This window comes from Pseudomonas sp. PDM14 (genome assembly GCF_014851905.1).
Taxonomy (GTDB): Bacteria; Pseudomonadota; Gammaproteobacteria; order Pseudomonadales; family Pseudomonadaceae; genus Aquipseudomonas.
This window is the reverse complement of sequence record NZ_JACVAQ010000002.1, coordinates 238,619-263,652: the sequence shown is the minus strand read 5'-3', so window position 1 is coordinate 263,652 and position 25,034 is coordinate 238,619. Positions and strand designations below refer to the sequence as shown.

Sequence of the window (25,034 nt, the reverse complement as noted above, 5' to 3'; positions counted from 1 at the left end):
TTCGGCCTGTCCAGGCGCACACCGATGCGACTGCAGATTGCCCCGACGCGGACCAACTGGTACAAGCGGCGGGCAGTTTTCATCCGCCACATTCCGGAGATCGCAATGACCCGTCGTTCCCTTCCCGTCGCCCTGCCGCTGCTCATCGCCCTGCTCTGTGCCGCGATGCTCGGTGGTGCGCTGCTCACGCAATTCTGGCTGGGTTGGGAGCCTTGCACCCTGTGCGTGCAGATCCGCCTGTGGCTGAGCATCGCCGCTGCCGCTGCGCTGCTGCTGGCCCTGGCCGGGGCGACGAAGCAGGCCTGGCTGGCCGTACTACTTTGGCCGGTGCTACTCGCGGCCGGCGGCATGGCGGTGTTCGACAACGCCCACGTGGTGCTGATCGAGACCGGCCTGATGGACAGCTTCAGCTGCTCGCCCTTCCCCTTCTACTCCGACTACCTGCCACTGCACGAATACTGGCCGGACGTGTTCATGAGCGGCGGCATCTGCGGGCAGAACGATTACTTCATTTTCGGCATCCCGTTCACCGGCTGGACCCTGGCCGCCGTCACCGCACTGTTCATGCTGATCCTCGTCACCCTGTGGCGCAGCATCCGCCGCGCCAGGTAAGGCGCACGACTGCTCGGTGGCCACGGCGCCATCGAGCCGGCCGCGGCTTATAATCGCCGCCCCGCACCCGAGCCTTGCCCCATGTACAACGTCCTCATCGTCGGCTACGTCTGGCCCGAGCCGCGCTCGTCGGCCGCCGGCAGCCGCATGATCGAACTGATCGAGCTGTTCCGTGCCCAGGGCTGGCGGGTGACCTTCGCCAGCGCTGCGGCGCTGTCCGAGCACCGCGCCGACCTGGCGGTCTATGACGTGCCGGAAGTGGCCATTACCCTCAATTGCGACAGCTTCGACGCCTTCGTCAGCGAACTGCAGCCGGACCTGGTGCTGTTCGACCGCTTCTTCAGCGAGGAACAGTTCGGCTGGCGTGTCGAGCGCTGTTGCCCGCACGCCATTCGCGTGCTCGAAACCAGCGACCTGCACAGCCTGCGCGACGCCCGTCAGCGCCTGCTCAAGGAGGCTCAGCGCAACGCCTGCAGCGAGCAGGAACGGCATCGGCAAGGCGCCGTGCAAGCCGACGCCCTGCAGCTGTTCGCCGCGATGGCCGAGGACGACCTGGCCCAGCGCGAGGTTGCGGCGATCTACCGCTGCGACCTGACCTTGCTGATTTCCGACTTCGAACAGGCCCTGCTGCAGGAACAGTTCGGCGTGCCGGCCGCCTTGCTGCAGCACTGCACGCTGATGCTGATCCCGTCGCAGATCGCCGCGCCGGGCTTTTCCGAGCGTCGCGACTTCATCAGCATCGGCAACTTCCGCCATGCCCCCAACTGGGATGCGGTGCTGTGGCTCAAGCATCAGCTCTGGCCGCTGATTCGCCAGCGCCTGCCACAGGCGCAGCTGCAGGTTTATGGCTCCTACCCGCCGCCGAAGGCCACGGCGCTGCACAACCCCAAGCAGGGCTTCAACGTGCTCGGCTGGGCCGCCGATGCCCATGTGGTGATGAGCCAGGCGCGGGTCTGCCTGGCGCCGCTGCGCTTCGGGGCGGGAATCAAGGGCAAGCTGGCCGATGCCATGAGTTGCGGCACGCCCAGCGTGACCACGCCAATCGGCAGTGAAGGCATGTGCGGCGAGCTGCCCTGGGCCGGCGCAGTGGTCGATAGCGCCGATGCCTTCGCCGATGCCGCCGTAGCATTGCATGAGCACGCGCAGCAGTGGAGCGAAGCGCAGCAACGCGGCCAGCGCATCCTCGCCGAGCGTTTCGATCGTCAGGCCGCTGGCCAGCAGTTGATCGAGCGTCTGCAGCGCCTGCGTGACAACCTGCAGACCGAGCGCCGGGCCAACTTCGTCGGCAGCATGCTGCGTCATCACCAGCACAAGAGCACGCAGTACATGTCACAGTGGATCGCCGCCAAACACGCCGCCAGCAAGCCTGTCGACGGCTGAGCCAGACTCATCCTAGGCAGTCTGCTTCCTGTGTAGTGGCGATGTCCCTGGCCGAGTCCGGTACGCCGAACAGCAGGTCGAACGCCCACTGGAAGACGAAGGCGTAGAAGAAGAAAAACACCAGCAGGCCGAGGTCCGCGAGCAGCGCCGTCAGGGCGCTGATCTCCAGCCACCAGGCCATCACCGGAATCAGGATGATCGCCAGGCCACCCTCGAATCCGCCGGCGTGCAACAGGCGCCTCGTGAGGTTGCGAGTGCGGCATGCCTGACGCGTTTCCCAGCGCTCGAACAAGGCGTTGAACAGCATGTTCCAGGCCATCGCGATCAGCGACAGCAGCAGCGCCAGGGCACCCGAATGGGCCATGCTTTCATCGAACGCCCAGGCGATCAGTGGCGAGACGAAGGCGATTGCCACGAGTTCGTAGAGCAGTGCCTGAACCACCTTGCGACGTGAACCCTGCATTGTCGTTGTCCCTCTGCCACACCTCGGTCGAGGCGTGTTCATGGGCGGCAATCTAGGCAGCCTGGAGCGCTGAAACAAATGACGTATAGTGCAGCCAGGTGAGTAAATTTCATCCTTGGAGTCATCATGTTCGCCTGCCTGCCACTGACTGCCCTGCGCACCTTCGAATCCGCCGCTCGCTTGGGCAGCTTCAAGACGGCGGCAGAGGAAATGAACGTCACCCCCACCGCGGTATCGCACCAGATCCGCAGCCTCGAAGACTGGCTCGGCGCGCCGCTGTTCGAGCGTTTGGGCCGTGGCGTGCGCCTCAGCGAAGGCGGCGAGCGCTTGCAGCAAAACATGCATGGGGCATTGCTGGAGATCAGCCGCGGCGTCGAGGCGCTGCGTCCTGTGCAGCACGCTGACAGCCTCAGTCTGAGCACCACGCCGGCGTTCGCCGCGCTCTGGCTGATCCCGCGGCTGGGACGTTTCTACCAGCGCCACCCGGGCATCCGCGTGCGCATCGAAACCAGCAACACCCTGGCCGACCTGCAGCGCGACGCCAGCCTCGACCTCGCCATTCGCTGCGGTTTCGGCGAATACCCGCAGCTGTTGGAAATCCCGCTGATGGAGGAGTGCTTCAGCGCCTACGGCACGCCCGCGCTGGTCGAGCGCCTGCCGGACTGTGCGACGGAGCTGATCGGCGTGGCCTGGGCCACACCGCAACCGGGCCTCCCGGACTGGCAGCACTGGAGCGCTGCAGTTGGCGAGGACTGGTTGCAGCACAGCGTGCGCCGTGATTACCCGGACGAGCACTATGCGCTGCAGGCTGCGATTTCCGGTCAGGGACTGGTGCTGGCCAGTTCGGTACTCGCCTCCGACAGCCTGGCCAGCGGCCTGCTCGTGCCCTACCGCCCGCAGATCCGCCTGGCCGGAGCCCGCTACCTGGCAGTTTGTGTACCTGGGCGGGAACGCCAACCGGCACTGCAGGCCTTTCTCGACTGGCTGCGTGCCGAAAGTGCCGGCGTAAAAATCTAAGCTACAGCTTAGATAACGCCCGCCACGGGCGCTGACACCTATAAATCTAAGCCACAGCTTAGATTTACTTGAATGCACGCCTAAAACCGCACTAATCTAAACCACAGCTTAGATTTAGGTGCTTCGCATGCCGCTCATTCCCATCGACAACACCGCCGACCTCGGCGCCCTCGCCCGCAGCCTGCGGCGCCAACAGGGCATTCGTCAGGACGACCTCGCCGCGATCATCGGTGCCAGCCATGTGTTCCTGCGTGACGTGGAGCTGGGCAAGGAAACCGTGCAACTGGGCAAGGTCCTGCGCCTGCTCGACGAACTCGGCGTGCGTCTGCTGCTGCAGGTGCCGGATGGAGACGAGTCGTGAGGCAGCTGCAGGTCTGGCTCAATGAGCGCTGCGTTGGCCTGCTCGCCGAGCAGGACAACCTGTGGCTGTTCCGCTACGAATCTGCCTGGCAGCAGGATGCGGCGAGCTTCGACCTGTCGCCGCAGCTGCCGCGGGCCAGCGGAGAAATTCGTGACGGTGCCAGCCAGCGCCCAGTGCAGTGGTTCTTCGACAACCTGCTGCCCGAGGAGCAGGCGCGCACCCTGCTCGCCCAGGATGCCAAGGTCGACGTGGCGGACGCCTTCGCCCTGCTCGCGCACTACGGCGCCGAGTCGGCCGGCGCGCTGACCCTGCTGCTGCCAGAGCAACCGCTGCCACCCGGCGGCCTGCAGGTGCTGCCGGAACACGAGTTGGCCCAGCGAATCGATGCATTGCCGCGGGTATCCCTGGGCCAGGCCGCGCCCAAGCGCATGTCGCTCGCGGGGGCTCAGCACAAGCTGGCCGTGGTGTTGCGCGACGGCAATCTGCTCGAACCGGTCGGGCAGACGCCGTCGACGCATATCCTCAAACCCGATCACCCGGACATCGACAACTACCCGCACAGCGCCGCCAACGAGTGGTTCGTGATGAGCGCAGCGGCGGCGGTGAAACTGCCGGTGCCGGCGGTGGAGCTGCGTCGTGTGCCGCAGTCGGTGTACCTGATCCAGCGCTTCGACCGCGAGCCAGCAGGTGAGCAACTGCGCCGCCGGCATGTGCTGGACGCCTGCCAGTTGCTGTCCATCGACCGCGTCTACAAATACCGCATGGCGACCCTGGATACCCTGCAGCAACTGGTCGCGCTGTGCCGCAGCAAGGCCTTGAGCCGCCAATCGTTGTTCCGCTGGGCGCTGTTCAACGCGCTGCTGGGCAACAACGACGCGCACCTGAAGAACCTGTCGTTCTTCGTCGGTGCCCAGGGTGTGGAGCTGACGCCGCACTACGACCTGCTCAGTACCAGCGTGTACGCCCGTGACAATGGCTGGGGCAATGCCGAACTGTCCTGGCCGATGGGCCAGGCGCGGCGTTTCGGTGAACTGCGCCGTGCCGACGTGCTGGCTTTTGGCGAGGTGCTCGGCCTGCCGGGAAAGGTCAGCGAGCGCCTGCTGGATGTGCTGCTCGCTGCCCTGCCGCCCGCGACCGACCGGCAACTGCAGATCGCCCTGGAGCTGGGCCTCGGCGCCGGCGAACTGCGCCTGCTGCGGCAGATCCGTCACGGCGTGTTGGCCGACATGCTGCAGCAGCTAAGCTGAACCCGTTCCTTCCCTGCCCCAAGGATTACCCATGAAAGCACTGATCTTGTCCCTGTTGCTGCTCGCCCTGCCCCAGGCCTACGCTGCCGATCGGCTGACCGAGGACAGCGTTCGCGCCTTCTACAACCAGCTCACCGCCGCCGCGCAGGCCAGGGACATCGACGGCGTGCTCGGGCACATGAGCGAGGATGCGCGGGTGCATATCAAGGCCGCCGCTGCCGGGGGTGACATGAACCTGGACATGAAGCAGTACCGCGAGCTGCTGCGCCGGGGCTGGAGCACACTGGACGGCTATCAGGTAACGGTGGCGATCCAGCATGTCGAGATCGCCACCGATGGCCAGAGCGCCACGCTCAGCGGCCTGACCGAAGAACGCTATCAGCTCCAGGGACAGACACAGCAATCGCGCTCCCAGGAGACCGCCAGCCTGCGTCTGGTCGATGGGGAACCGAAGATCACCCTGGTTGAAGTGGTCATCCAGCCCTGATTCAGGCCCGCGGCGGCGGGCCCTCGCTCATTCTTCGGCTGGCGCCTGCCAACCGCCGCCCATGGCGGCTATCAGCTGCACGCTGGCCGTCAGGCGATTGCCCTGCAGGGTCAGGTTGGTGCGCTCGTTGGACAGCGCGCTGGTCTGCACGCTGACCACATCGGTGAACTCCACGGTGCCGGCCTTGTACTGGTTGAGGATCAGGCGCAGCGATTCACGCGCCGCATCCAGCGCCTGCTGCTGCACCACCGCCTCGCGCTCGAACACCGAGAGCTGCACCAGGTAATCCTCGACCTCGCGGAAGCCTTCGAGCACGGTCTGCCGGTAGTCGGCGACGGTCTGGTCGTAGCTGGCCTCGGCCTGTTCGACCTGGGAGCTGATCAGGCCGGCGTCGAACAGGGTCATGGCGAACTGCGGGCCGATCGACCAGAAGCGGTTCGGCGTGCTGATCCAGTCGTTGAAGCTGCCGCTGCGGTAGCCGCCGGTGGCGCTGAGGGTCAGGTCCGGGTAATAGGCCGCCTTGGCCACGCCGATGGAGGCGTTGGCGGACATCACCCGGCGCTCGGCGGCGGCGATGTCCGGGCGCCGTTCGAGCAGGCTCGACGGCAGGCTCAGCGGCACCGCCGGCAGGCTCGGGATGTAGGCCGCGCGCGCCGCCAGGTCGAACTCCGACGGCGCCACGCCGACCAGCACGGCTAGCGCGTGTTCGAGTTGCGCGCGCTGGTATTCCAGGTCGACCGCTTCGGCCTCGGTGCCGCGCAGCTGGGTCAGCGCCTGGGTCACGTCGGAGCGCGGCACGATGCCGGCGCGGTATTGGTTCTCGGCGATCTTGAACGCGCGCTGGTAGGCCACCACGGTTTCATCGAGCAGACGTTTTTGTTCATCGAGCACACGCAACTGCAGGTAGCTCTGCACCAGTTCCGACTGCTGGCTCAGGCGCACCGCGGCGAGGTCGGCGGCGCTGGCCTGCAGGCTGGCGTTGTCGGCCTCCAGCTGGCGCCGCAGCTTGCCCCACACGTCCAGCTCCCAGCTCACGCCGAGGCTGGCGTCGTAGGTTTTCGACACGCGCGAGGCATTCGAGCCGCTGACGGCAACGCCATCGCTGGTGCTGATGGTGCTGTCGCCACCGCCCTGCCCGGCGCGTGTCACGCCGGTGTTGAGGTTCAGCGAAGGAAAGAACGCCGCCCGTGCGCCGCGGGCCAGGGCGCGTGCCTGGCGGAACTGCGCCTCGGCGCTGGCCAGGCTCTGGTTGTTGCTGTTCAGGCGCTCGATCAGCTGGTTCAGTTCCGCGTCGCCGTACAGCTCCCACCAGTTGCCGCGCAGCGCGGTGTCTGCCGGCGCAGCCGCCTTCCAGCCCGCGGCCTGCTTGAACTGCGCCGAGGGCGCCGACGCCGGGCGCTGGTAGTCCGGGCCGATGGCACAGGCGCCCAGGGCCAGCGTGGTGATGACGATGAACAGCGGGCGAAGCGGTGATGGCGTCATACGGGGGTATCCAGAGCAGCATCGGTGCGCACGCCGCGCCAGCGGTTGACCCGGTGGCGCGCGCGGTCGAGATAGAGGTAGACCACCGGGGTGGTGTAGAGCGTCAGCACCTGGCTGAGGATCAGCCCGCCGACGATGGTCAGGCCCAGCGGCTGGCGCATCTCGGCGCCCTCGCTCATGCCCAGCAGCAGCGGCAGAGCGCCGAGCATGGCGGCCAGGGTGGTCATCATGATCGGGCGGAAACGCAGCAGGCAGGCCTGGCGGATCGACTCGGTCGGGCTCAGCTTGTCCTGGCGTTCCAGCTGCAGCGCCAGGTCGATCATCAGGATCGCGTTCTTCTTCACCACGCCGATCAACAGGAACAGACCAAGCAACGAGATCAGGCTGAATTCGCCGCCGGTCAGGAGGATCGCCAGCAGCGCGCCGACACCCGCCGAGGGCAGCGTGGAGAGGATGGTCAGCGGGTGGATGTAGCTTTCGTAGAGGATGCCGAGCACCACGTAGACCAGCAGCAACGCGCTGAGGATCATCAGCGGCTGGCCCTTGGCCGCGGTTTCGAAGGCGCCGCCGGTGCCACCCATCTGCCCCTGCACTTCGGTGGGCAGGTTGACCTCGGCCACGGCGCGGGCAATGGCGCGGTTGGCCTGGTCCGCTGTGACGTCCTTGGCCAGCGAGTAGCCGATGCTCTCGGCGGCGAACTGGCCCTGGTGGTTGACCCGATCTTCTTCCAGGCTGCGCTTCCAGTGGGCGAAGGTCGAGAGCGGCACGCGTGCGCCATCGGCGGTGATCAACTGGATCTGGTCCAGCGCCTCCGGGTACTGGGCGTATTTCGGATTGATCTCCATCACCACGCTGTACTGGTTGAGCGTGTCGTAGATGGTGGAGATCTGCCGCTGGCTGAAGGCGTTGTTCAGCACTGCGGTGACCATGGCCATGTCCACGCCCAGGCGCTGCGCGGTGGCGCGGTCGATTTCCAGGCTGATCTGCTGCGCGCCCTCGCCTTCGTTGGCGTCGATGTCGGTCAGCTCCGGCAGCGCCGCCAGCGCATCGCGCACCTTGGGCAGCCAGACATTCAGGTCGCCCAGGTCACTGGCCAGCAGCACGTATTCGTTCTCCGTGCTGCGTCCCTGGCGCCCGCCGAACTGCAGGTCCTGGTCGGACATCAGCATCAGCCGCCCGCCAGGCACCTTGGGCATGGTCTCGCGCAGGCGGTCGATGACCTCCTGGGATGAGGCGCCGCGCTCGTTGATCGGTTTGAGACGGATGATCAGGGTGGCGTTGTTGATCCCGCCGGAGCCGCCGATGAAGCCGGCCACGCTGTGAATCGCCGGGTCCTTGAGCAGCGCGCGGCGATAGATTTCCATCTTCGGCTGCATGACCTGGAACGACAGGCCGTCGTCGCCGCGGATGAAACCGAGCAACTGGCCAGTGTCCTGCTGCGGCATGAACGTCTTCGGCACTTCGACGAACAGGTAGACGTTGAAGCCGATGGTCAGCAGCAGGCTGAACAGGGTCAGCCGTGAATGGCGCAGGGCCCAGTCCAGGCTGCGCCCGTAGGCCGCCATGACCCGCTCCTGCACCCGCCCGCCGAGCTGCTGCATGCGGCTGGGGCGGTGCTCGGTGTCTTCCGGGCGCAGCCAGCGGGCGCAGAGCATCGGTGTCAGCGTCAGCGACACCAACAGCGAGACGATGATCGCCGCCGTCAGGGTGATGGAGAATTCGCGGAACAGGTTGCCGACGATGCCGCCCATGAACAGGATCGAGAGAAACACCGCGACCAGCGACAGGTTCATCGACAGCAGCGTGAAGCCGACCTCCTGCGAGCCCTTGTAGGCCGCCGCCAGTGGTTTCTCGCCGGCCTCGATGTGCCGCGAAATGTTCTCCAGCACGACGATGGCGTCGTCCACCACCAGGCCGGTGGCGATGATCAGCGCCATCAGCGACAGGTTGTTGAGGGAGAAATCCAGCAGGTACATCACCGCGAAGGTGCCGACCAGCGACACCGGCACCGCCAGCGCGGGGATCAACGCGGCGCGCCAGCGACCAAGGAAGGCGAACACCACGAGGATCACCAGGCCGACGGCGATCAGCAGCGTGCGCTCGGCTTCGTGCAGGGTGGCGCGGATCACCGGCGAGCGGTCCATCGCCACTTCCAGTTGCACGCTGGGCGGAATCACCGCCTGCAGTCCCGGCAGCTCGGCGCGGATGTCCTCGATGGTTTCGATGATGTTGGCGCCGGGCTGGCGGTTGATCACCATCAGCACCGAGTCGTTGTCGTTGTAGAAACCACTGTTGTAGCGGTCCTCGACACCGTCCTTGACCTCGGCGACGTCACCCAGGCGCACCGGCGCGTTGTTCTGGTAGCGGATCACCAGCGGGCGGTAGTCGATGGCCTTGTCCAGCTGGTCGTTGGCCTGGATCTGCCAGTGCCGCTGCCCATCCTCCAGCGCGCCCTTGGGACGGTCGACGCTGGCCTGGACGATGGCGTTGCGCACCTCGTCCAGGGCAATGCCGTACTGGTCGAGCAGGCGCGGTTCCAGCGCCACGCGCACCGCTGGCAGCGAGCTGCCGCCGATCTGTACCTCGCCGACCCCGGTGACCTGTGACAGCTTCTGCGCCAGCACCGTGGAGGCCACGTCGTACAGCTGGCTCTTGCTGAGGACGTCGGAGGTCAGCGAGAGCACCATGATCGGCGCCTGTGAGGGATTGAACTTGCGGTAGGTCGGCATGCTGCGCATGCCACTGGGCAGCAGGTTGCGCGAGGCGTTGATCGCCGCCTGCACCTCGCGCGCGGCGGCGTCCACATCACGGCCAAGGTCGAAGAGGATGATGATCCGCGTGTTGCCCTGGCTGCTGCGGCTGGTCATCTCGCTGATCCCGGCAATGCTGCCGAGGGATCGCTCCAGCGGTGTGGCCACGCTCGACGCCATGATCTGCGGACTGGCGCCAGGCAGGTTGGCATCGACCACGATGGCCGGGAAATCCATCTTCGGCAGCGGTGCCACCGAGAGCAGGCCGAAGCTGACGGCGCCGAGCAGGATGATCGCCAGGCTCAGTAGCAGCGTGGCCACCGGGCGGGCGATGAAGGGGGCGGAGAGGTTCATACCGCGGCCCCTGTAGGAGCCAACTCGTTGCGGTTCAGCACACCGACGATCATCGGCGACACAAGAGCATCGCGAGCAAGCTCGCTCCTACGCATGGCTGTCACGCAGGAACCCCCGCGGTACCACGGCCCGAGAAACGCCGGGCCAGGCGATCGAACCACAGGTAGATCACCGGCGTGGTGAACAGCGTCAGCACCTGGCTCAGCAGCAGGCCGCCGACCATCACCAGGCCCAGCGGCTGGCGCAGCTCGGCGCCGGAGCCAGTGGCGAGCATCAGCGGCACGGCGCCGAACAGCGCGGCCAGGGTGGTCATCAGGATCGGCCGAAAGCGCAGCAGCGCGGCCTGGTAGATCGCCTCCTGCGGGCTCATGCCCTGGTGGCGCTCGGCCTCCAGAGCGAAGTCGATCATCATGATCGCGTTCTTCTTGACGATGCCGATCAGCAGGATGATGCCGATGATCGCGATCAGGCCCAGGTCGTTGCCGGTCAGCAGCAGCGCGAGCAAGGCGCCGACACCCGCCGAGGGCAGCGTCGAGAGGATGGTGATCGGGTGGATGTAACTCTCGTAGAGCACGCCGAGCACGATGTACATGGTGACGATGGCCGCCAGGATCAGCAGCAGCGTGCTCGACAGCGAGGCGCGGAAGGCCTCGGCGGCGCCCTGGAACTGGCTCTGGATGCCGGCCGGCATGCCGATTTCCTGCTGCACCCGCTCGATCACCGCCACCGCCTCGCCCAGCGACACGCCGCTGCGCAGGTTGAAGGACATGGTCACCGCCGGAAACTGGCCGATGTGGTTGACCACCAGCGCCGCGGCACGCTCCTCGACCCGCGCCAGGGAGACCAGTGGCACCTGCTGGCCATCGGCGGTGGCGACATGGAGCTGCTGCAGCGCCTGCGGGCCGGTGCGGCCGCCGTCCTGGCTTTCCAGCACCACGCGATACTGGCTGGCTTGGGTGTAGATGGTGGAAATCTGCCGCTGGCCGAAGGCGTCGTACAGCGCGTCGTCGATGGCGCTGACGCTCACGCCGAGGCGCGAAGCCGCATCGCGGTCGATCGTCAGGTACACCTGCAGGCCCTGGTTCTGCAGGTCGTTGGCCACGTCGATCAGTTCCGGCTGCTGGCTCAGCGCGTCGGTCAGCTTCGGCGTCCACTCTTCCAGCAACGCGGCATCCGGTGACTCCAGGCTGAACTGGAACTGCGTACGGCTGACCCGGTCCTCGATGGTCAGGTCCTGCACCGGCTGGAGGAACAGCTGGATGCCGGAGATGCGCGCCAGCTCCGGACGCAGGCGTTCGATCACCTCGCTGGCGGTGCCGTCACGCTCGCCGTGGGGCTTGAGGTTGATCAGCAGGCGGCCGCTGTTCAGCGTGGCATTGTCGCCGTCGACACCAATGTAGGACGACAGGCTGGAGACCGCCGGATCGCGCAGGATGACCTCGGCCAGGTGCTGCTGGCGTTCGCTCATGGCGCCGAACGAAATGCTCTGCGGCGCCTCGGAAATACCCTGGATCACCCCGGTGTCCTGCACCGGGAAGAAGCCCTTGGGCACGGCCAGATAGAGCACCACGGTCAGCGCCAGGGTGCCGAGGGCGACCAGCAAGGTCAGCGGCTGGTGGCGCAGGACCCACTGCAGGCCCACGGCGTAGCGGGCGATCAGGTTGTCGATGAAGGCCCCGCTGGCACGGTAGAAGCGGCTCTGGTCCTCGTCTTTCTCCTGCTTGAGCAGGCGTGCGCACATCATCGGCGTGAGCGTCAGCGAGACCACCAGGGAAATCAGGATGGCCACTGCCAGGGTGATGGCGAACTCGCGGAACAGGCGGCCGACCACGTCGGCCATGAACAGCAGCGGGATCAGCACGGCAATCAGCGAGAAGGTCAGCGAGATCAGGGTAAAACCGATCTGCCGGGCGCCCTTGAGCGCGGCGTTGAGTGGAGTCTCGCCCTCCTCCAGATGGCGGGCGATGTTCTCCAGCATGACGATGGCGTCGTCGACCACGAACCCGGTGGCGATGGTCAGCGCCATCAGCGTCAGGTTGTTGATCGAGAAGCCGGCCAGGTACATCACGCCGAAGGTGCCGATCAGCGACAGCGGCACGGCGATCGACGGGATGATGGTGGCCGAGAACTTGCGCAGGAACAGGAAAGTCACCAGCACCACCAGGCCGATGGCCAGCACCAGTTCGAACTGCACATCCGTGACCGCCGCGCGGATGGTCTGGGTGCGGTCGGTGAGCAGCCTGACCTCGATGCTCGCCGGCATCGACGCGGTGATCTGCGGCAGCAGCGACTGGATGCGCTCGACCACCTCGATGACGTTGGCGCCGGGCTGGCGCTGGATGCTCAGCAGCACCGTCTGGGTGCGATCGGCCCAGGCCGCTAAGCGCTCGTTCTCGGCGCCGTCGATGATCGTCGAGACATCGCGCAGGCGCAGCGGCGCGCCGTTCTCGTACTTGAGGATCAGGTCGAGGTAGGCCTCTGCCGATTCCAGCTGGTCGTTGGCGTCGAGCTGGGATACGCGGGTCGGGCCGTCGAAGTTGCCCTTGGGCTGGTTGACGTTGGAGGCGTTGATCAGCGTGCGCACGTTGGACAGGTTGAGGCCGTGGCTGGCCAGCGCCTGCGGGTTGACCTGGATGCGCACGGCCTTGCGCTGGCCGCCGGCCAGGCTGACCAGGCCGACGCCGCTGATCTGCGCGATCTTCTGAGCCATGCGCGTGTCGACCAGGTCGTGCACCTCGGTCAGCGGCATGGTCGCCGAGGTGATGGCCAGGGTCAGCACTGGCGTGTCGGCCGGGTTGACCTTGTTGTACACCGGCGGCGCGGGCAGGTCATCGGGCAGCAGGTTGGTCGCCGCGTTGATCGAGGCCTGCACTTCCTGCTCGGCGACATCCAGGTTCACGTCCAGGGTGAAACGCAGGGTGATCACCGAGGCGCCGCCGGAACTGGTCGAGGACATCTGCTGCAGGCCCGGCATTTTGCCGAACTGGCGCTCCAGCGGCGCGGTCACCGCACTGGTCATCACTTCGGGGCTGGCACCGGGATACAGGGTCAGCACGCGGATGGTCGGGTAATCCACCTCGGGCAGCGCCGACACCGGCAGCATGCGGTAGGCGATCAGGCCGCTGAGGAAGATCGCCACCATGATCAGCGTGGTGGCGACCGGCCGCAGGACGAACAGGCGGGAAACGTTCATGCGCCGGTCTTCGCCGGAGCCTGCGGAGTGGTCTGGGTGGCGTTGGGGTCGCCGATGATTTCCACCGCGCTGCCGTCCTTGAGCTTGTCGGTGCCTTCCAGCACCAGGCGTTCGCCGACCTTCAGGCCATCGCTGATCAGGGTCGTGGCGCCATCACTGGCGCCGACGGACACCGCACGCACCACGACCTTGTCGTCGGCATCGAGAAGGAACACGAAGGTGCCACGCGAACCGTACTGCAGCGCCGCCGAGGGAATCAGCGTGGCGTCATGGCGGGTTTCCACGCGCAGGCGCACGTTGACGAACTGGTTGGGGAACAGGCTCTCGTCGGTGTTCTCGAAACGCGCCTTGAGCTTGACCGTGCCGGTGGCGATGTCGATCTGGTTGTCCAGGCTGTGCAGCACGCCTTCGGCGAGCACCGCCTGTTCGCTGCGGTCGCGGGCCTGCACCTGCAGCTTCTCGTTGGCACGTACACGGGCCAGTACCGGCGCCAGCTCGTTCTCGGCCAGGGTGAAGCTGACCGAGATCGGCTGCACCTGGGTGATCACCACCAGCGGCGTGGTGTCGCCGGCGGTGATCAGGTTGCCCACGTCCACCTGGCGCAGGCCGAGGCGGCCGGCGATGGGCGCGCGGATACGGGTGAAATCCAGGTTCAGGCGCGCTTCGGCGACTGCGGCCTGGTTGCTCTTGACCGTGCCGCGGTACTGGCCGACCAGGGCTTCCTGGGTATCCAGGGTCTGCTTGGCGATGGAATCTTCGGCGAACAGGCCCTTGTAGCGCGCCAGGTCGATCTCGGCGTTCTTCAACTGCGCCTGGTTCTGCCCAAGGGTGCCTTCGGCCTGCTGCAGGGCGACCTGATACGGGCGCGGATCGATCTGTGCGAGCAGATCGCCAGCCTTGACCAGCTGGCCTTCCTCGAACATCAGCTTGACCAGCTCGCCGTCCACCCGGCTGCGCACGTTCACCGTGTTCAGCGCGGTGACGGTGCCCAGCGCCTTGAGCTCGACCTCGAAGTCGCCCTGGCTGACGCTGGTGACCCGCACCGGCACCGGGCCGCCCCACGGGCCTGGCGCGCCGCCCATCGGTGGGCCGCCTACCGGTTTGCTCGGCCACAGCCACCAGAGCAGCACCACGGCGACGATCAGCAGCGCGACGAACAACCATTTACGGGAAAAACGCGAGGCGGGACGAGAATCAGACATGAGCCGGGGGTCACTTTCCTTGGGAGGATGAACGATAAGGATTCTTAGCTGTGGTGCAAAGGGTCTTTACCGCCCATTTACCCTTTGTATTGCTGCACCAAGTGTCTGAGGCAAAAAAGAAAACGGCCTGCTGGGCAGGCCGTTTCGAGATGTAGCGCGGGGTAAACCAGTTACTTGAGCACGGCCAGGGCCGCGTCGTAGTCCGGCTCGCTGCCGATCTCGGCGACCAGCTCGCTGTGCAGCACCTTGTCGTTCTCGTCCAGCACCACCACCGCGCGGGCCGCAACGCCAGCCAGCGGGCCGTTGGCGATGACTACGCCGTAGCTCTTGAGGAAGTCGGCGCCGCGCATGGTCGACAGGTTGATCACGTTGTCCAGGCCTTCGGCACCGCAGAAGCGCGACTGGGCGAACGGCAGGTCGGCCGAGACGCAGAGCACCAGAGTGTTGTCGAGCTTGCTGGCTTCGGCGTTGAACTTGCGCACGGAGGTGGCGCAGGTCGGCGTGTCGACGCTCGGGAAGATGTTCAGCACTTTGCGCTTGCCGGCCAGGCTGGTCAGGCTGACGTCAGCCAGATCCTTGCCGACCAGGCTGAACGCCGGGGCCTGCTCACCGGTTTGCGGCAATTGGCCGTCGACCTGGATCGGGTTGCCACGCAGGGTTACTTGAGCCATGTGAAAAGTCCTTATAGATAGAAAGCGCCGACTGACACGCAAGGTCGTCGGCAGGTTGACCGCCTGGAGTGTCCTCCAGACGAATGGGGAAATCCAGCAACGGCTGACTGGCTGATCGGCAAACCGTAGGTGCATCGTCTGCCCCCTCTGGTGTGCACGGCAGGCCCTACGGCAAGAGGCGGCATCAGAAGTCGCGCCGGTAGAACAGGTCGAGCGAACTGGCCAGGCCGCTGGCGGCTTCCAGGTACAGACGCTTGCTCAGCTCGTAACGTAACGCCACCACGCTCGACGGCTCCAGCACACCGAGGCCGTAGCGGATGCTCAGGCGCTCGGACAGGCGCCCGCTGGCGCCGTCGTCGTCGAGCTGGAAATCCTTGATGCCGAGGCGTTCGGCCAGTGCCCCGGTCACCGGCGCGCTGCCCGACAGGCCCATGGCCAGTGCCGCCTGGCCGAGGGCGTTGCCATCGCCGCCGCTGTTCATCGGCCGGCCCAGCACCAGATACGACAGCGCCTGTTCCTGGCTCATCGCCGGGGTCGAGAACACTTCGCTGCGCGGTGCGTCGGCGCGGCCGTTGAGGCGTACACCGGCGGTGACGTCGCCGACCTTGCGGATGGCTTCCACGTCCAGATACGGCTGATCCAGTGGCCCGGCGAACAGCAGGCGCGCGCGGCGCAGGTCGAGGCGCTGGCCGTAGGCGCGGTAGCGGCCGTTACTCAGAACCAGCTCGCCACGGGTGGCCAGGTTGTCGCCGACCTGCAGACGACCCTTGAGGTCCGCCGTCAGGCCGAAGCCGATGAAGCGCAGGCGGTCGGCGCCGACATCCACCTGCACGTCCATGCCCAGCTGCAGCGGCGAGGCTTCCGGTGTCTGCTCACCGACCACGCGTGCATCGGGCGAGACCTTGACCGTCTGCGGTGGCAGCTCGCGAATCCTGATGGTGCCGCGCGGCACCGCCACCTTGCCGCTGACGGCCAGGCGTCCGGCAGCCAGGGCGATACGCAGGTCGGGGTCGGCTTCCAGGTTGGCATAGGGCTCGACCACCACCGGCAGGCGGCTGCCACGCAGACGCAGGTCGACCTCGGTGGCATCGCCCCAGGCCAGGTCGCCGCTGAGGCTGCCCTGCCCCTGCTCACCACTGCGCCAGTCGCCGGCAAGCGCCATGCGCTCACCCTCGATGCGCGCCTGCACCTGCAACTGCTCGATCACGGTTGGCAGGTCGCCGCCGGCCAGCTTGCCGTCGCTCAGCTTCAGCGTACCGCTCACCCGGGGCGCCTGCAGGGTGCCGCCGAGCGTGCCGGCGCCCTGCAACTGGCCTTCCAGGGTTTCCACCGCGGCGACGAAGGGCCGTGCTACGGAGAGGTCGACGCCGTCGATGCGGAACTGGCCGCTGAGTGGTTTGAGCTGCGGCCGCGGGTCGAGCTGCGCATCCAGCTGCAACTGGCCGAGGCCCTGCCCGGCGAACTCCAGTCGGCTGTCGATGCGCTGCGGGCGCAGGGTACTGTCCAGTTGCAGGCGTTGGTACGGCAGCTCGACCCAGCGCTGCTCCTCGCGGATGCGCAGCACGCCGTTGCCGGCGTCGATCAGCACGCGCCCGCTGGGGCCACCGGCGGGCAGGCGCAGGTCGATGTCGGCGTTCAGTACGCCCTGCCAGGCGAAGTCTTCGGGCAGCCAGGGGGCCAGGCTGGCGAGCGGGAAGTCGCGCAGCTTGTAGTCGATGCGCGGCTCCGGCAGCAGGCGCTGCTCGCCGCCACACAGGCTCGCCTCGCCAGAGCGCCAACAGTGTGCGCCGAACTCCAGACGGCCGTCGGCCAGGTAATCCAGGCGCGCCGGTTTCTCCAGCTGCCAGGTCTGCCCGCCACCCTGTACCTTGCCGCTGGCCAGGCGACCGCGCCAGGCGCTGCCATTCCAGTCGCCGGCCAGGGCCAACTTTAGCTCTGCCGGGCCGCCGTCGAGGGCCAGGTCGAGTTGCTGGCGTTGCCGGGTGCCGCTGCCGTTGAGTTGCAGGTTGCCGATCCGCGTGTCACCACTGGCCAGGCGCTGCGCCTCGATCTGTACGCTGCCGCGCTGGGCGGCGTCAAGCCGGGCATTGAGTGTCAGCGCCTGGGCGCGGTTGTCGGCGAAGGCCAGGCCATTACCGCTCAGCTGCAGCGTGCCTTGCGGCGCCTGCAGGCTGCCGGCCAGGTCGAGTCGGCCTGTGGCGCGCCCGGCCAGTCGTGGCCAGAGTTGGCCGAGCTGTTCCAGTGCCAGGTCGAGCTGGCCGCTGAGCTCACGGTCGAGCCGGCCCTGGCCGCTGATGCGGTTGTTGCCGACCTGCAGATCGAGGCGCTCCAGGCTCCAGCGCTCACCTGCCCCAGCTGCATTGGCCTGCAACTGCGCGCGCTGACCGCGCAGGCGGCCTTGCAGGTCGAGGTTGGCGTTCAGTTCGAGCCGTTCACTCTTCAGGCTGCCCTGGCTGACCAGTGCGCCGCCGAGGTTGCCGGGCAGCTCCGCCAGCCAGTAGGCCGGATCGAGGTCGGCCACCTGCAGTGCCGCGTCCCAACCGATGCCGTCGGCGAAGGCCAGCTGCACATGGCCCTGGGCACTGCCCTGCCCGGCCTGCAGCTTGAGGTCATCCAGGCGCAGCTGGCTCAGGTCGCCGGTCAGGCGGCTGGCCAGGCTGAAGGCGCCGGCCGGGCCGTCCAGCTGGGCCTGCAGGTTGCCGGCGTAGTGTTCGCTGGCGTAACTGAGATCGGCCTGCAAGTGGCGCAACGCCACCGGCGGCGCCTGCTCCTGCGGCAACAGCCGTTGCCAGGGGAAATCCTGCCAGTCGAGCTGGCTGCTCGCGCTGAAGGCGTCCTGCCAATCAAGTTGGCCGGTGAGTGTTACCAGCTGCTCCGGGCCAGCGCTCAGTTGCAGCCGCTTGATCTCGGCACCGGCCGCGTTGACCCGTCCAGCCAGGTTCAGCGCCACCGCTCCACCCTCACCCGGCAGCTGCGCCACGCCGTGTACCGCATAACCTTGCTGCAGGTCGCCACTGGCCTGCAGCTCGACCTGTTGCAGGGTCAGGGGCTCAGGCAGTTCGCTGTCGGCGCGGAACGTTTTGGCGTGGATGCGCAGGCTGGCGGGCAGGTGCTCGGCCAGCGGCTGCAGTTCGCCTGTGAGGGTGGCGGCGAGATACCCCTGGCTTTCACCCTTGAGCTGCACACGCTGGAGCAGTTCGCCCGAGGCGCTGACATCGAGCTGCCAGGGCTGCCCGTCCGGTGCCGGCAACTGTGCGCTGGCCGTGGCCTGCAGTGGCCAGTCACCTTCAGGCAGGACGCTGCCTTGTAGGGTCAGTGCGAGGCCATCGAGCTGCGCGCCGAGTCGTTCGATGTGGATGCCATCGGCCTGCCAGGTCGCCAGCAGTTGCAGCTCTTGCAGTTGCTCGTTGCCATCGAGGACGAACGCGCCGACATGCACGTCGCCCAGGCGAATCGCCAGTGGCAGTTGCAGCGTTGGCAGGCTGAATGGCTCGTCGCTCGGCGTGTCGGTTTGCGCCAGCTGCAGCTCGATGCGCGTGCTGCTCAGCTCGTCGATGCACAGCGTGCCGCGCAATAGGCACGACGGCGACCAGACCAGCACGGGTTGCTGCAGCTCCAGGCGCGTGCCGTCCTGTTCCCAGCTCAGGCGCTCGGCCTGCCAGCGCCCGGCGAGACGCCCCTCGAAGGCGCTGACGTTGAGACCGGGTACCTGCCCCAGCAACCAGCGGCTGCCGGCCTGGCTGCCGAGCAGCACTGCGCAGACAAGCAGGATGAGCAGCAACAGCCCGAACAGGCCGCCGAGTCCGTAGCGCAGTCCGCGCCTCACAGTTCCGGCCCCATGGAGAAGTGCAGGCGCACGCCGCCGTCGTCATCCAGCGCATGGGCCAGGTCGAGGCGAATCGGCCCCACCGGCGAGACCCAGCGCAGGCCCAGGCCGACACCGGTCTTGCTGGCATCGTTGGGCGAATCCAGGGCATTGCCGCGGTCGACGAAGGCGGCCACGCGCCAGCGCTCGGCGACCGGGTACTGGTACTCGGCGCTGGCGACCATCAGGTAGCGACCGCCGACCTTGTTGCCCTGGTCGTCTTCCGGCGACAGGCTCTGGTAGTCGTAGCCGCGCACGCTCTGGTCGCCACCGGCGAAGAAACGCAGCGACGGCGGGATGGCGTCGTAGTCGTTGGTGGCGATACCGCCGACCTGCACCCGGCCAAGGAAGCGATGGCCGCCGGGCAAGGTGTACAGGCCCTTGGCCTGGGCATTGAAACGCGCCATGTCAGCGTCGGACAGCAAGCCCTGCTTGGCCGCGCTGACCTCGCCCTGCAGGCGGTAGCCACGGCTGGGGTCGAGGGTTGAGTCGCTACGCAACAGGTTGTAGCTCAGCCCGGGCATGAGGAAGCTGCTGCGCCCGTCCGGGCTGTCATCGCCGTAGTCGTAGACCTCCTGCTCCCAGCGCAGCGACACCACGCGCTGCCAGTCGTTGGCCAGCTGGCTCTGCCATAGCGCGCCGAGGCTCAGGCGCTCGCTTTCGACATCGACCAGGTGCTCCTGCTGGTAGGCGCTGCTGAACCGCAGGCTGTCGGTGAGCGGTGGGTCGAGCGGAATCTGGTACCAGGCGCCGACGTTCTGCCGCACCGTCGACACCTCGGTTTCCACGCCCAGGCTGTGGCCGTGGGCGTTGACCCAGGGCCGCGTCCAGTTGCCCCGCGCGCGCGGGCCAACGTCGGTGGAATAGCCCAGGCCGAGGCCAAAGCTGCGCGGTTTCACCGCCGCCAGTTCGACGCTGACGGGAATCACCTCGGCCTGCTCGGGCAGCGGCTGGGCATCGACCCGCACCAGGTCGAAGTAGCCACTGCGCTGCAGGTTTTCGTTGAGCTTGGCGACTAGGTCGGCGTCGTACGGCGCACCACTGCGAAACGGCACGAAACGCTCGAGCAGCTCATCGTCGAACGGCGTATCGCCCTGAAATGTCACGGCGCCGAAGCGATAGCGCGGGCCGCTGGCGTACACCAGCTCGATGTCGGCCAGGCCGGCTTGCGGGTCGATCTGCAGGGTCTGACGCTGGAAGCGCCCGGCGAAGAAGCCGTAGCGCAACGCCTGGTTCTCGATGAGTTTCTTGGCGTCTTCGTAGGCGCCGTGATTGAGCTGTGCGCCGCTGCGCAACAGGCTGCTCTGCGGCACCTTGAAGACGGCGAGGCTGGCCGCTTCACCTTCGATACGCACGCTGACCTGACGCAGGTGCACCGGCTCGCCAGGGCGTACCTGCAAAGTCAGGCGTGGCTGACGCTCGCGGCCCAGGTCGACACGGCTGTCTATTTCGGCGTGGTAGTAGCCCAGGGCCTGGGCGGCCTTGGCGGCCTGTTCTTCGGCGCTGCGGCGGAAGTTGCGCAAGGCATTTTCATCACGCTCGCCGAGCTCACCGATGTAGGCCTCGATGTTGGCTTTGAGGGCCGCATTGCCCGGTTCGACCTTGACCACCAGCAAGGCTTTCGCCTGAACGACGACACTCAGGCTAAGCAGGCTCAGGAACAGGAGCCCGCGCAATCCATAGCGAAAATTCATGCCGGGATGCTAACACGCTCGCGCGGCAGGGCCAGCGCCGCCGCGTGTGCGGTGCCGTCGCCAGGGCGAGCGGCAGCCGCGACAGGTGGGTGTTGTCAGGCGCTGTCGCGCACCGTCGCCTGCGGATTGGGATGGAAGAACACGTGCTCGACAACGCTGCCGAGGGCCACTTCGCCGACCTCCTCGTAGCCCTGGCGTTTGTAGAATTCCAGGTAATGCGGGTTGCCGGTGTCGAGCACCACGCCCTGCGAACCGGCGTCCTCGGCGCACCAGTCGTGCAGTGCGCCGAGCAGCTGTTCGCCGAGGCGCTGGCCCTGGAACTTCGGGTGCACGCCGATCAGTGGCAACACGTGGTAAGGCCCCGGCGGCAGGCAGGCGAGCACGGCGTCGTGGTATTCGAGGTAGCGCTTGGTGCAGCGGAAGCCGGTGGTCATCAGCATGCGCAGGCGCCAGCCCCAGCTCTCGGTGATGCCCAGGCGCCGCTGTGGCGGTGCGATCAGGGCGATGCCGACCAGGCGCTCGTCGATCAGCAGGCCGATGGCCGGCAGGTCTTCGAGAAAATGCTGGTGAACCAACTCGCGCACGGTGGCGCGCACACGCTGGTCGAAGCCGGGCCGTTCACTCTCGAACAGGTAGGCGAAGGTCGGGTCGTGGCGGTAGGCGTGGTACAGCAGGGAACGCGCCTCACGGCTGTAGCCGTGATCGAGCAGGCGCACTTCGGCGGGACGATTGGGCATCAGGCGACCTCATTTGTTATAGGTTTTGCGGGTCAGGCCCCACGTTAGCACCGCATTCCCAGCCCCGCCAGACGCTGGCCGTCATGGGGTGGCTGAGCTAGCATCGCGGTTTTCCTTCGCCGGTAGCTGCTCATGAAGATCGTTTCCTTCAACATCAACGGCCTGCGCGCCCGTCTTCATCAGCTCGCGGCACTGATCGAAAAGCACCAGCCGGACGTGATCGGCCTGCAGGAAACCAAAGTCTCCGACGAGCAGTTCCCGGAAGCGGAAATCCGCCAGCTTGGCTATCACGTGCACTACCACGGGCAGAAAGGCCACTACGGCGTCGCCCTGCTTTCGCGCCAGGCGCCGCTGGAGCTGCACAAGGGTTTTCCCGGTGACACCGAGGAATCCCAGCGTCGCTTCATCTATGGCACCTACGCCGACGAGCACGGCAACCCGGTAACCGTGATGAACGGCTATTTCCCCCAGGGCGAAAGCCGCGACCACCCCGTCAAGTTCCCGGCCAAGCAGCGTTTCTATGCCGACCTGCAGACCCTGCTGACCACCCGCTTCCGGCCCGACCAGCCACTGGTGGTGATGGGCGACATCAATATCTCCCCGGAAGACTGTGACATCGGCATCGGCGAACCCAATCGCCTGCGCTGGCTGAAAACCGGCAAGTGCAGCTTCCTGCCGGAAGAGCGCGAGTGGCTGGCCACGCTGAAGAGCTGGGGCCTGGTCGACACCTTCCGTCTGCACAATCCGACGATCAACGACCGCTTCAGCTGGTTCGACTACCGCAGCCGCGGCTTCGAGGACGAGCCCAAGCGCGGCCTGCGCATCGACGTGATCCTGGCCAGCGCACCGCTGCAGAGCCGGATCAAGGACACCGGCATCGACTATGACCTGCGCGGCATGGAAAAGCCTTCCGACCACGCGCCGATCTGGCTTGAGCTGAGCTGATCGATCCAGCCGCTCAACCTGAGTACCGGGCCGCTCTAGAGCGGCCTTTTTGCCTCTGTGTCTGTCATCTGCCTGAAACCTTACCGTCTTACGCTGCGCGCACTTTCCACTCCCTAGAGAAGGTCCACGCCGCATGTCGCGCGCCCTGCCTGTTAACGATCGGCAAACCTGGGGTCATGCCTACGCATGGCTCGTCCTCGGCTTCATCTGCTACGCCTTGCCCTGGTCGGTATTCGCCGCCCAACCGGTGGATGTACTGCGCATCCAGGGCTCCAACACCATCGGCGCAAAACTCGGCCCGGCGCTGGTCAAGGGCCTGTTCGAGGCTCAGGGGATGCGCGACATCCGTATCGAGAAAAGCGGCGTGGAGAACGAGCAGCAGGTACTGGCCGAGAACGCCGACGGTCAGCTGATTCGCGTGGCCGTGGCCGCGCATGGTTCGGGCACCGGTTTCACCGCGCTGCAGGATGGCAGCGCCGAACTCGCCGCCTCCTCGCGGCCGATCAAGGATGGCGAAGTGCAGGCGCTGAGCAGCCTTGGCGACATGCGCGGCCAGGCCGCCGAGCAGGTCATCGCCATCGACGGCCTGGCGATCATCCTCAACCCGAACAACCCGCTCGATGCCCTCAGCACCGAACAGCTGGCAGCGATCTTCGCCGGCGAGATCAAGACCTGGGAGTCGATCGGCGGCAAGGGCGGCGCCATCACCCTGTATGCCCGCGACGACAAGTCCGGCACCTATGACACCTTCAAGGAACTGGTACTGGCCAGCCACGGCAAGAGCCTGGCCGCCGGCGCCAAGCGTTTCGAGTCCAGCGACCAGCTCTCCGACGGCGTCAGCCAGGACCCTAGCGGCATCGGCTTCATCGGCCTGCCCTATGTGCGCCAGAGCAAGGCCGTGGCCATCGCCGACGGCCAGTCGCAACCGATGTACCCGAGCACCACGCTGATCGCCACCGAAGACTATCCGCTGTCGCGCCGCCTGTTCCTCTACAACGCGCCGCAGCAGACCAGCAACAACAGCTGGACCAAGGCGCTGATCGATTTCGCCCACAGCCCGCGCGGCCAGGCCATCGTCGAGAGCTCCGGCTTCATCGCCCAGACCGTGCAGGCGACCAAGGTCTCGGCCAACACGCAGATGCCGAGCAACTACCGCGAGCTGAGCGAACAGGCGCAGCGCCTGTCGGTGAACTTCCGCTTCCAGGAAAACAGCGCCACGCTGGACAACAAGGCGCTGCGCGATATCGAGCGGGTCAGCGACTACCTGAAGAGCCACGACAAGCTGCAGCACAAGGTGGTGCTGGTCGGCTTCGGTGATGTGAAGAACGACCCGGCCCGCGCGGCCCTGCTGTCGAAACTGCGCGCCATGGCCGTGCGCCGCGAGCTGTCCAAGGCCGGGGTGATCTTCCGCGACATCACCGGGCTCGGCGAGCAGTTGCCGGTCGCCGCCAACTCCGCCGATGAAGGACGGATGAAGAATCGCCGGGTCGAAGTGTGGGTCTACTGAGCCATTGATTAGGGTGCGCCATGCGCACCGGAGATCACCGTCGATCTTGCCGGTGCGCGCGGTGCCCCCCTGAGCCTCGCCGATCTATGTAACCCGGCGTTGAGGAAACGCGGCGTTACAGTCCGGCACCCTGCCGGGCGAAATGCACGAGAACCATTTATCGCTTCCGCGGCTCGAACCCCAGGCACGACCTGGATTGGTTCAGCCGCTCACAAGGAGCTTTCAATGTTCGACATGCACCGTACCGCCCCACGCCTGGCCATGGCCGCCACCCTCACCGCCCTGCTCTCCGGCACTGCCTTCGCTGCGCCCTTCAGCCTGCCGCCATTGCCCTACGCGAACGATGCACTGGAGCCGGCAATCGACGCGCAGACCATGGAAATCCACCACGACAAGCACCACAAGGCGTACGTCGACAACGTCAACGCCAAGGTCGCCGAATTCCCCGAATTGGGCAAACAACCGATCGAGAAGATCCTCGCCTCCATCACCCAGTACGACACCGCGGTGCGCAACAACGCTGGCGGCCACTACAACCACAGCCTGTTCTGGACCACCCTGGCGCCAGTCGGCAAAGGGGGTGAACCGGACGCCAAGCTGGCCGCGCAGATCAAGAAGGACTTCGGCTCGCACAGCGCCTTCACCGAACAGTTCACCAAGGCCGCGAGCACCAACTTCGGCTCTGGTTGGACCTGGCTGATCAAGCGCAGCGATGGCTCGCTGGCCATCGTCGCCACCGCGAATCAGGACAACCCGCTGATGGATACCGAGAAGACCCGCGGCACCCCGCTGCTGGGCCTGGATACCTGGGAACACGCCTACTACCTGAAGTACCAGAACAAACGCCCGGACTACATCAAGGCCTGGTGGACGGTGGTCAACTGGAAGGAAGTGAACCGCCGTTTCGCCGAGTGACGCGGCGCGCCAAACCAACCATCGTCTGAACACATGATGGATGGGAGGCGCGCTGATCGAGCGGCATATCGCCGCATGAAACCGTCTGCGCAGCCCGTGTTTTCGGGCTGCGCAGGGCCTCGCCAGAACCTGGCGTAAAATCTCGCAACGCT

The 25,034-nt window shown here is 66.5% G+C and carries 18 protein-coding genes; 9 read left to right on the top strand and 9 right to left on the bottom strand.

Features of this window, described 5'->3' with window-relative positions; translation table 11 throughout:
- Positions 1-105 precede the first annotated feature (105 nt).
- Entirely contained in the window at positions 106-612 is a 507-nt protein-coding gene (locus IB229_RS13895; RefSeq protein WP_192329903.1) for a disulfide bond formation protein B, read from the top strand.
- Between the two features lie 81 nt (positions 613-693).
- Positions 694-1,992, top strand: a complete 1,299-nt coding sequence (locus IB229_RS13890; protein WP_192329901.1) for a glycosyltransferase — start codon at positions 694-696, stop codon at positions 1,990-1,992.
- Between the two features lie 7 nt (positions 1,993-1,999).
- On the opposite strand, the gene IB229_RS13885 is transcribed toward IB229_RS13890, so the two are convergent.
- On the bottom strand, positions 2,000-2,455 hold the full coding sequence (locus tag IB229_RS13885) for a PACE efflux transporter (protein ID WP_192329899.1): 456 nt from the start codon (positions 2,453-2,455) through the stop codon (positions 2,000-2,002).
- 126 nt (positions 2,456-2,581) lie between these two features.
- Between IB229_RS13885 and IB229_RS13880 the strand changes: the two genes are divergently transcribed.
- The 4 genes from IB229_RS13880 (at position 2,582) to IB229_RS13865 (ending at position 5,567) form a co-directional block, all read left to right on the top strand.
- Positions 2,582-3,472 (top strand): LysR substrate-binding domain-containing protein, encoded by an 891-nt coding sequence (locus tag IB229_RS13880; RefSeq protein WP_192329897.1) that lies wholly within the window; start codon positions 2,582-2,584, stop codon positions 3,470-3,472.
- 127 nt (positions 3,473-3,599) lie between these two features.
- Positions 3,600-3,833: a helix-turn-helix domain-containing protein gene (locus tag IB229_RS13875; protein ID WP_192329895.1), complete on the top strand. Its 234-nt coding sequence runs from the start codon at positions 3,600-3,602 to the stop codon at positions 3,831-3,833.
- Positions 3,830-5,080 carry a HipA domain-containing protein gene (locus tag IB229_RS13870; RefSeq protein ID WP_192329893.1) on the top strand — a complete coding sequence of 417 codons (1,251 nt, stop codon included), beginning with the start codon at positions 3,830-3,832 and terminating at the stop codon, positions 5,078-5,080. Before IB229_RS13875 ends, IB229_RS13870 begins: the two co-directional genes overlap by 4 nt.
- A 31-nt stretch (positions 5,081-5,111) precedes the next feature.
- Entirely contained in the window at positions 5,112-5,567 is a 456-nt protein-coding gene (locus IB229_RS13865; RefSeq protein ID WP_192329891.1) for a nuclear transport factor 2 family protein, read from the top strand.
- A 27-nt stretch (positions 5,568-5,594) separates the two neighbouring features.
- On the opposite strand, the gene IB229_RS13860 is transcribed toward IB229_RS13865, so the two are convergent.
- The 8 genes from IB229_RS13860 to IB229_RS13825 form a co-directional block, all read right to left on the bottom strand.
- On the bottom strand, positions 5,595-7,049 hold the full coding sequence (locus tag IB229_RS13860) for an efflux transporter outer membrane subunit (protein ID WP_192329889.1): 1,455 nt from the start codon (positions 7,047-7,049) through the stop codon (positions 5,595-5,597).
- Positions 7,046-10,153 (bottom strand): efflux RND transporter permease subunit, encoded by a 3,108-nt coding sequence (locus IB229_RS13855; RefSeq protein WP_192329887.1) that lies wholly within the window; start codon positions 10,151-10,153, stop codon positions 7,046-7,048. The genes IB229_RS13860 and IB229_RS13855 overlap by 4 nt, the downstream gene beginning before the upstream one ends.
- 100 nt (positions 10,154-10,253) lie before the next feature.
- Positions 10,254-13,346 carry an MdtB/MuxB family multidrug efflux RND transporter permease subunit gene (locus tag IB229_RS13850; protein ID WP_192329885.1) on the bottom strand — a complete coding sequence of 1,031 codons (3,093 nt, stop codon included), beginning with the start codon at positions 13,344-13,346 and terminating at the stop codon, positions 10,254-10,256.
- Positions 13,343-14,548 (bottom strand): MdtA/MuxA family multidrug efflux RND transporter periplasmic adaptor subunit, encoded by a 1,206-nt coding sequence (locus tag IB229_RS13845; protein ID WP_192329883.1) that lies wholly within the window; start codon positions 14,546-14,548, stop codon positions 13,343-13,345. The genes IB229_RS13850 and IB229_RS13845 overlap by 4 nt, the downstream gene beginning before the upstream one ends.
- Before the next feature lie 170 nt (positions 14,549-14,718).
- On the bottom strand, positions 14,719-15,219 hold the full coding sequence (gene tpx / locus IB229_RS13840) for a thiol peroxidase (protein ID WP_192329881.1): 501 nt from the start codon (positions 15,217-15,219) through the stop codon (positions 14,719-14,721).
- A 184-nt stretch (positions 15,220-15,403) separates the two neighbouring features.
- Positions 15,404-19,045 (bottom strand): translocation/assembly module TamB domain-containing protein, encoded by a 3,642-nt coding sequence (locus IB229_RS13835; RefSeq protein ID WP_192329879.1) that lies wholly within the window; start codon positions 19,043-19,045, stop codon positions 15,404-15,406.
- Positions 19,042-20,778: an autotransporter assembly complex protein TamA gene (locus tag IB229_RS13830; RefSeq protein ID WP_192329878.1), complete on the bottom strand. Its 1,737-nt coding sequence runs from the start codon at positions 20,776-20,778 to the stop codon at positions 19,042-19,044. Before IB229_RS13830 ends, IB229_RS13835 begins: the two co-directional genes overlap by 4 nt.
- Before the next feature lie 95 nt (positions 20,779-20,873).
- On the bottom strand, positions 20,874-21,515 hold the full coding sequence (locus tag IB229_RS13825; RefSeq protein ID WP_192329876.1) for a GNAT family N-acetyltransferase: 642 nt from the start codon (positions 21,513-21,515) through the stop codon (positions 20,874-20,876).
- Positions 21,516-21,647: 132 nt separating this feature from the next.
- Here IB229_RS13825 and xthA point away from each other — a divergent pair, with 132 nt between their 5' ends.
- From xthA to IB229_RS13810, 3 genes are all read left to right on the top strand, one after another.
- Positions 21,648-22,460: an exodeoxyribonuclease III gene (xthA, locus tag IB229_RS13820; protein ID WP_192329874.1), complete on the top strand. Its 813-nt coding sequence runs from the start codon at positions 21,648-21,650 to the stop codon at positions 22,458-22,460.
- Positions 22,461-22,593: 133 nt separating this feature from the next.
- Positions 22,594-23,967 carry a substrate-binding domain-containing protein gene (locus tag IB229_RS13815; protein ID WP_192329872.1) on the top strand — a complete coding sequence of 458 codons (1,374 nt, stop codon included), beginning with the start codon at positions 22,594-22,596 and terminating at the stop codon, positions 23,965-23,967.
- Between the two features lie 261 nt (positions 23,968-24,228).
- Positions 24,229-24,882, top strand: coding sequence for a superoxide dismutase (locus tag IB229_RS13810; protein ID WP_225579195.1), 654 nt, complete (start codon positions 24,229-24,231; stop codon positions 24,880-24,882).
- Positions 24,883-25,034 lie beyond the last annotated feature (152 nt).

What these genes read in the sequence shown, in the direction of transcription:
- IB229_RS13875 (WP_192329895.1), top strand. Translation starts at nt 3,600, where the DNA reads ATGCCGCTCATTCCCATCGACAACACCGCCGACCTCGGCGCCCTCGCC.
- IB229_RS13815 (WP_192329872.1), top strand. Translation starts at nt 22,594, where the DNA reads ATGTCGCGCGCCCTGCCTGTTAACGATCGGCAAACCTGGGGTCATGCC.
- IB229_RS13890 (WP_192329901.1), top strand. Translation starts at nt 694, where the DNA reads ATGTACAACGTCCTCATCGTCGGCTACGTCTGGCCCGAGCCGCGCTCG.
- IB229_RS13880 (WP_192329897.1), top strand. Translation starts at nt 2,582, where the DNA reads ATGTTCGCCTGCCTGCCACTGACTGCCCTGCGCACCTTCGAATCCGCC.
- IB229_RS13855 (WP_192329887.1), bottom strand. Translation starts at nt 10,153, where the DNA reads ATGAACCTCTCCGCCCCCTTCATCGCCCGCCCGGTGGCCACGCTGCTA.
- IB229_RS13860 (WP_192329889.1), bottom strand. Translation starts at nt 7,049, where the DNA reads ATGACGCCATCACCGCTTCGCCCGCTGTTCATCGTCATCACCACGCTG.
- IB229_RS13810 (WP_225579195.1), top strand. Translation starts at nt 24,229, where the DNA reads ATGGCCGCCACCCTCACCGCCCTGCTCTCCGGCACTGCCTTCGCTGCG.
- IB229_RS13885 (WP_192329899.1), bottom strand. Translation starts at nt 2,455, where the DNA reads ATGCAGGGTTCACGTCGCAAGGTGGTTCAGGCACTGCTCTACGAACTC.
- IB229_RS13825 (WP_192329876.1), bottom strand. Translation starts at nt 21,515, where the DNA reads ATGCCCAATCGTCCCGCCGAAGTGCGCCTGCTCGATCACGGCTACAGC.
- IB229_RS13845 (WP_192329883.1), bottom strand. Translation starts at nt 14,548, where the DNA reads ATGTCTGATTCTCGTCCCGCCTCGCGTTTTTCCCGTAAATGGTTGTTC.
- tpx (WP_192329881.1), bottom strand. Translation starts at nt 15,219, where the DNA reads ATGGCTCAAGTAACCCTGCGTGGCAACCCGATCCAGGTCGACGGCCAA.
- IB229_RS13830 (WP_192329878.1), bottom strand. Translation starts at nt 20,778, where the DNA reads ATGAATTTTCGCTATGGATTGCGCGGGCTCCTGTTCCTGAGCCTGCTT.
- IB229_RS13895 (WP_192329903.1), top strand. Translation starts at nt 106, where the DNA reads ATGACCCGTCGTTCCCTTCCCGTCGCCCTGCCGCTGCTCATCGCCCTG.
- IB229_RS13850 (WP_192329885.1), bottom strand. Translation starts at nt 13,346, where the DNA reads ATGAACGTTTCCCGCCTGTTCGTCCTGCGGCCGGTCGCCACCACGCTG.
- IB229_RS13865 (WP_192329891.1), top strand. Translation starts at nt 5,112, where the DNA reads ATGAAAGCACTGATCTTGTCCCTGTTGCTGCTCGCCCTGCCCCAGGCC.
- xthA (WP_192329874.1), top strand. Translation starts at nt 21,648, where the DNA reads ATGAAGATCGTTTCCTTCAACATCAACGGCCTGCGCGCCCGTCTTCAT.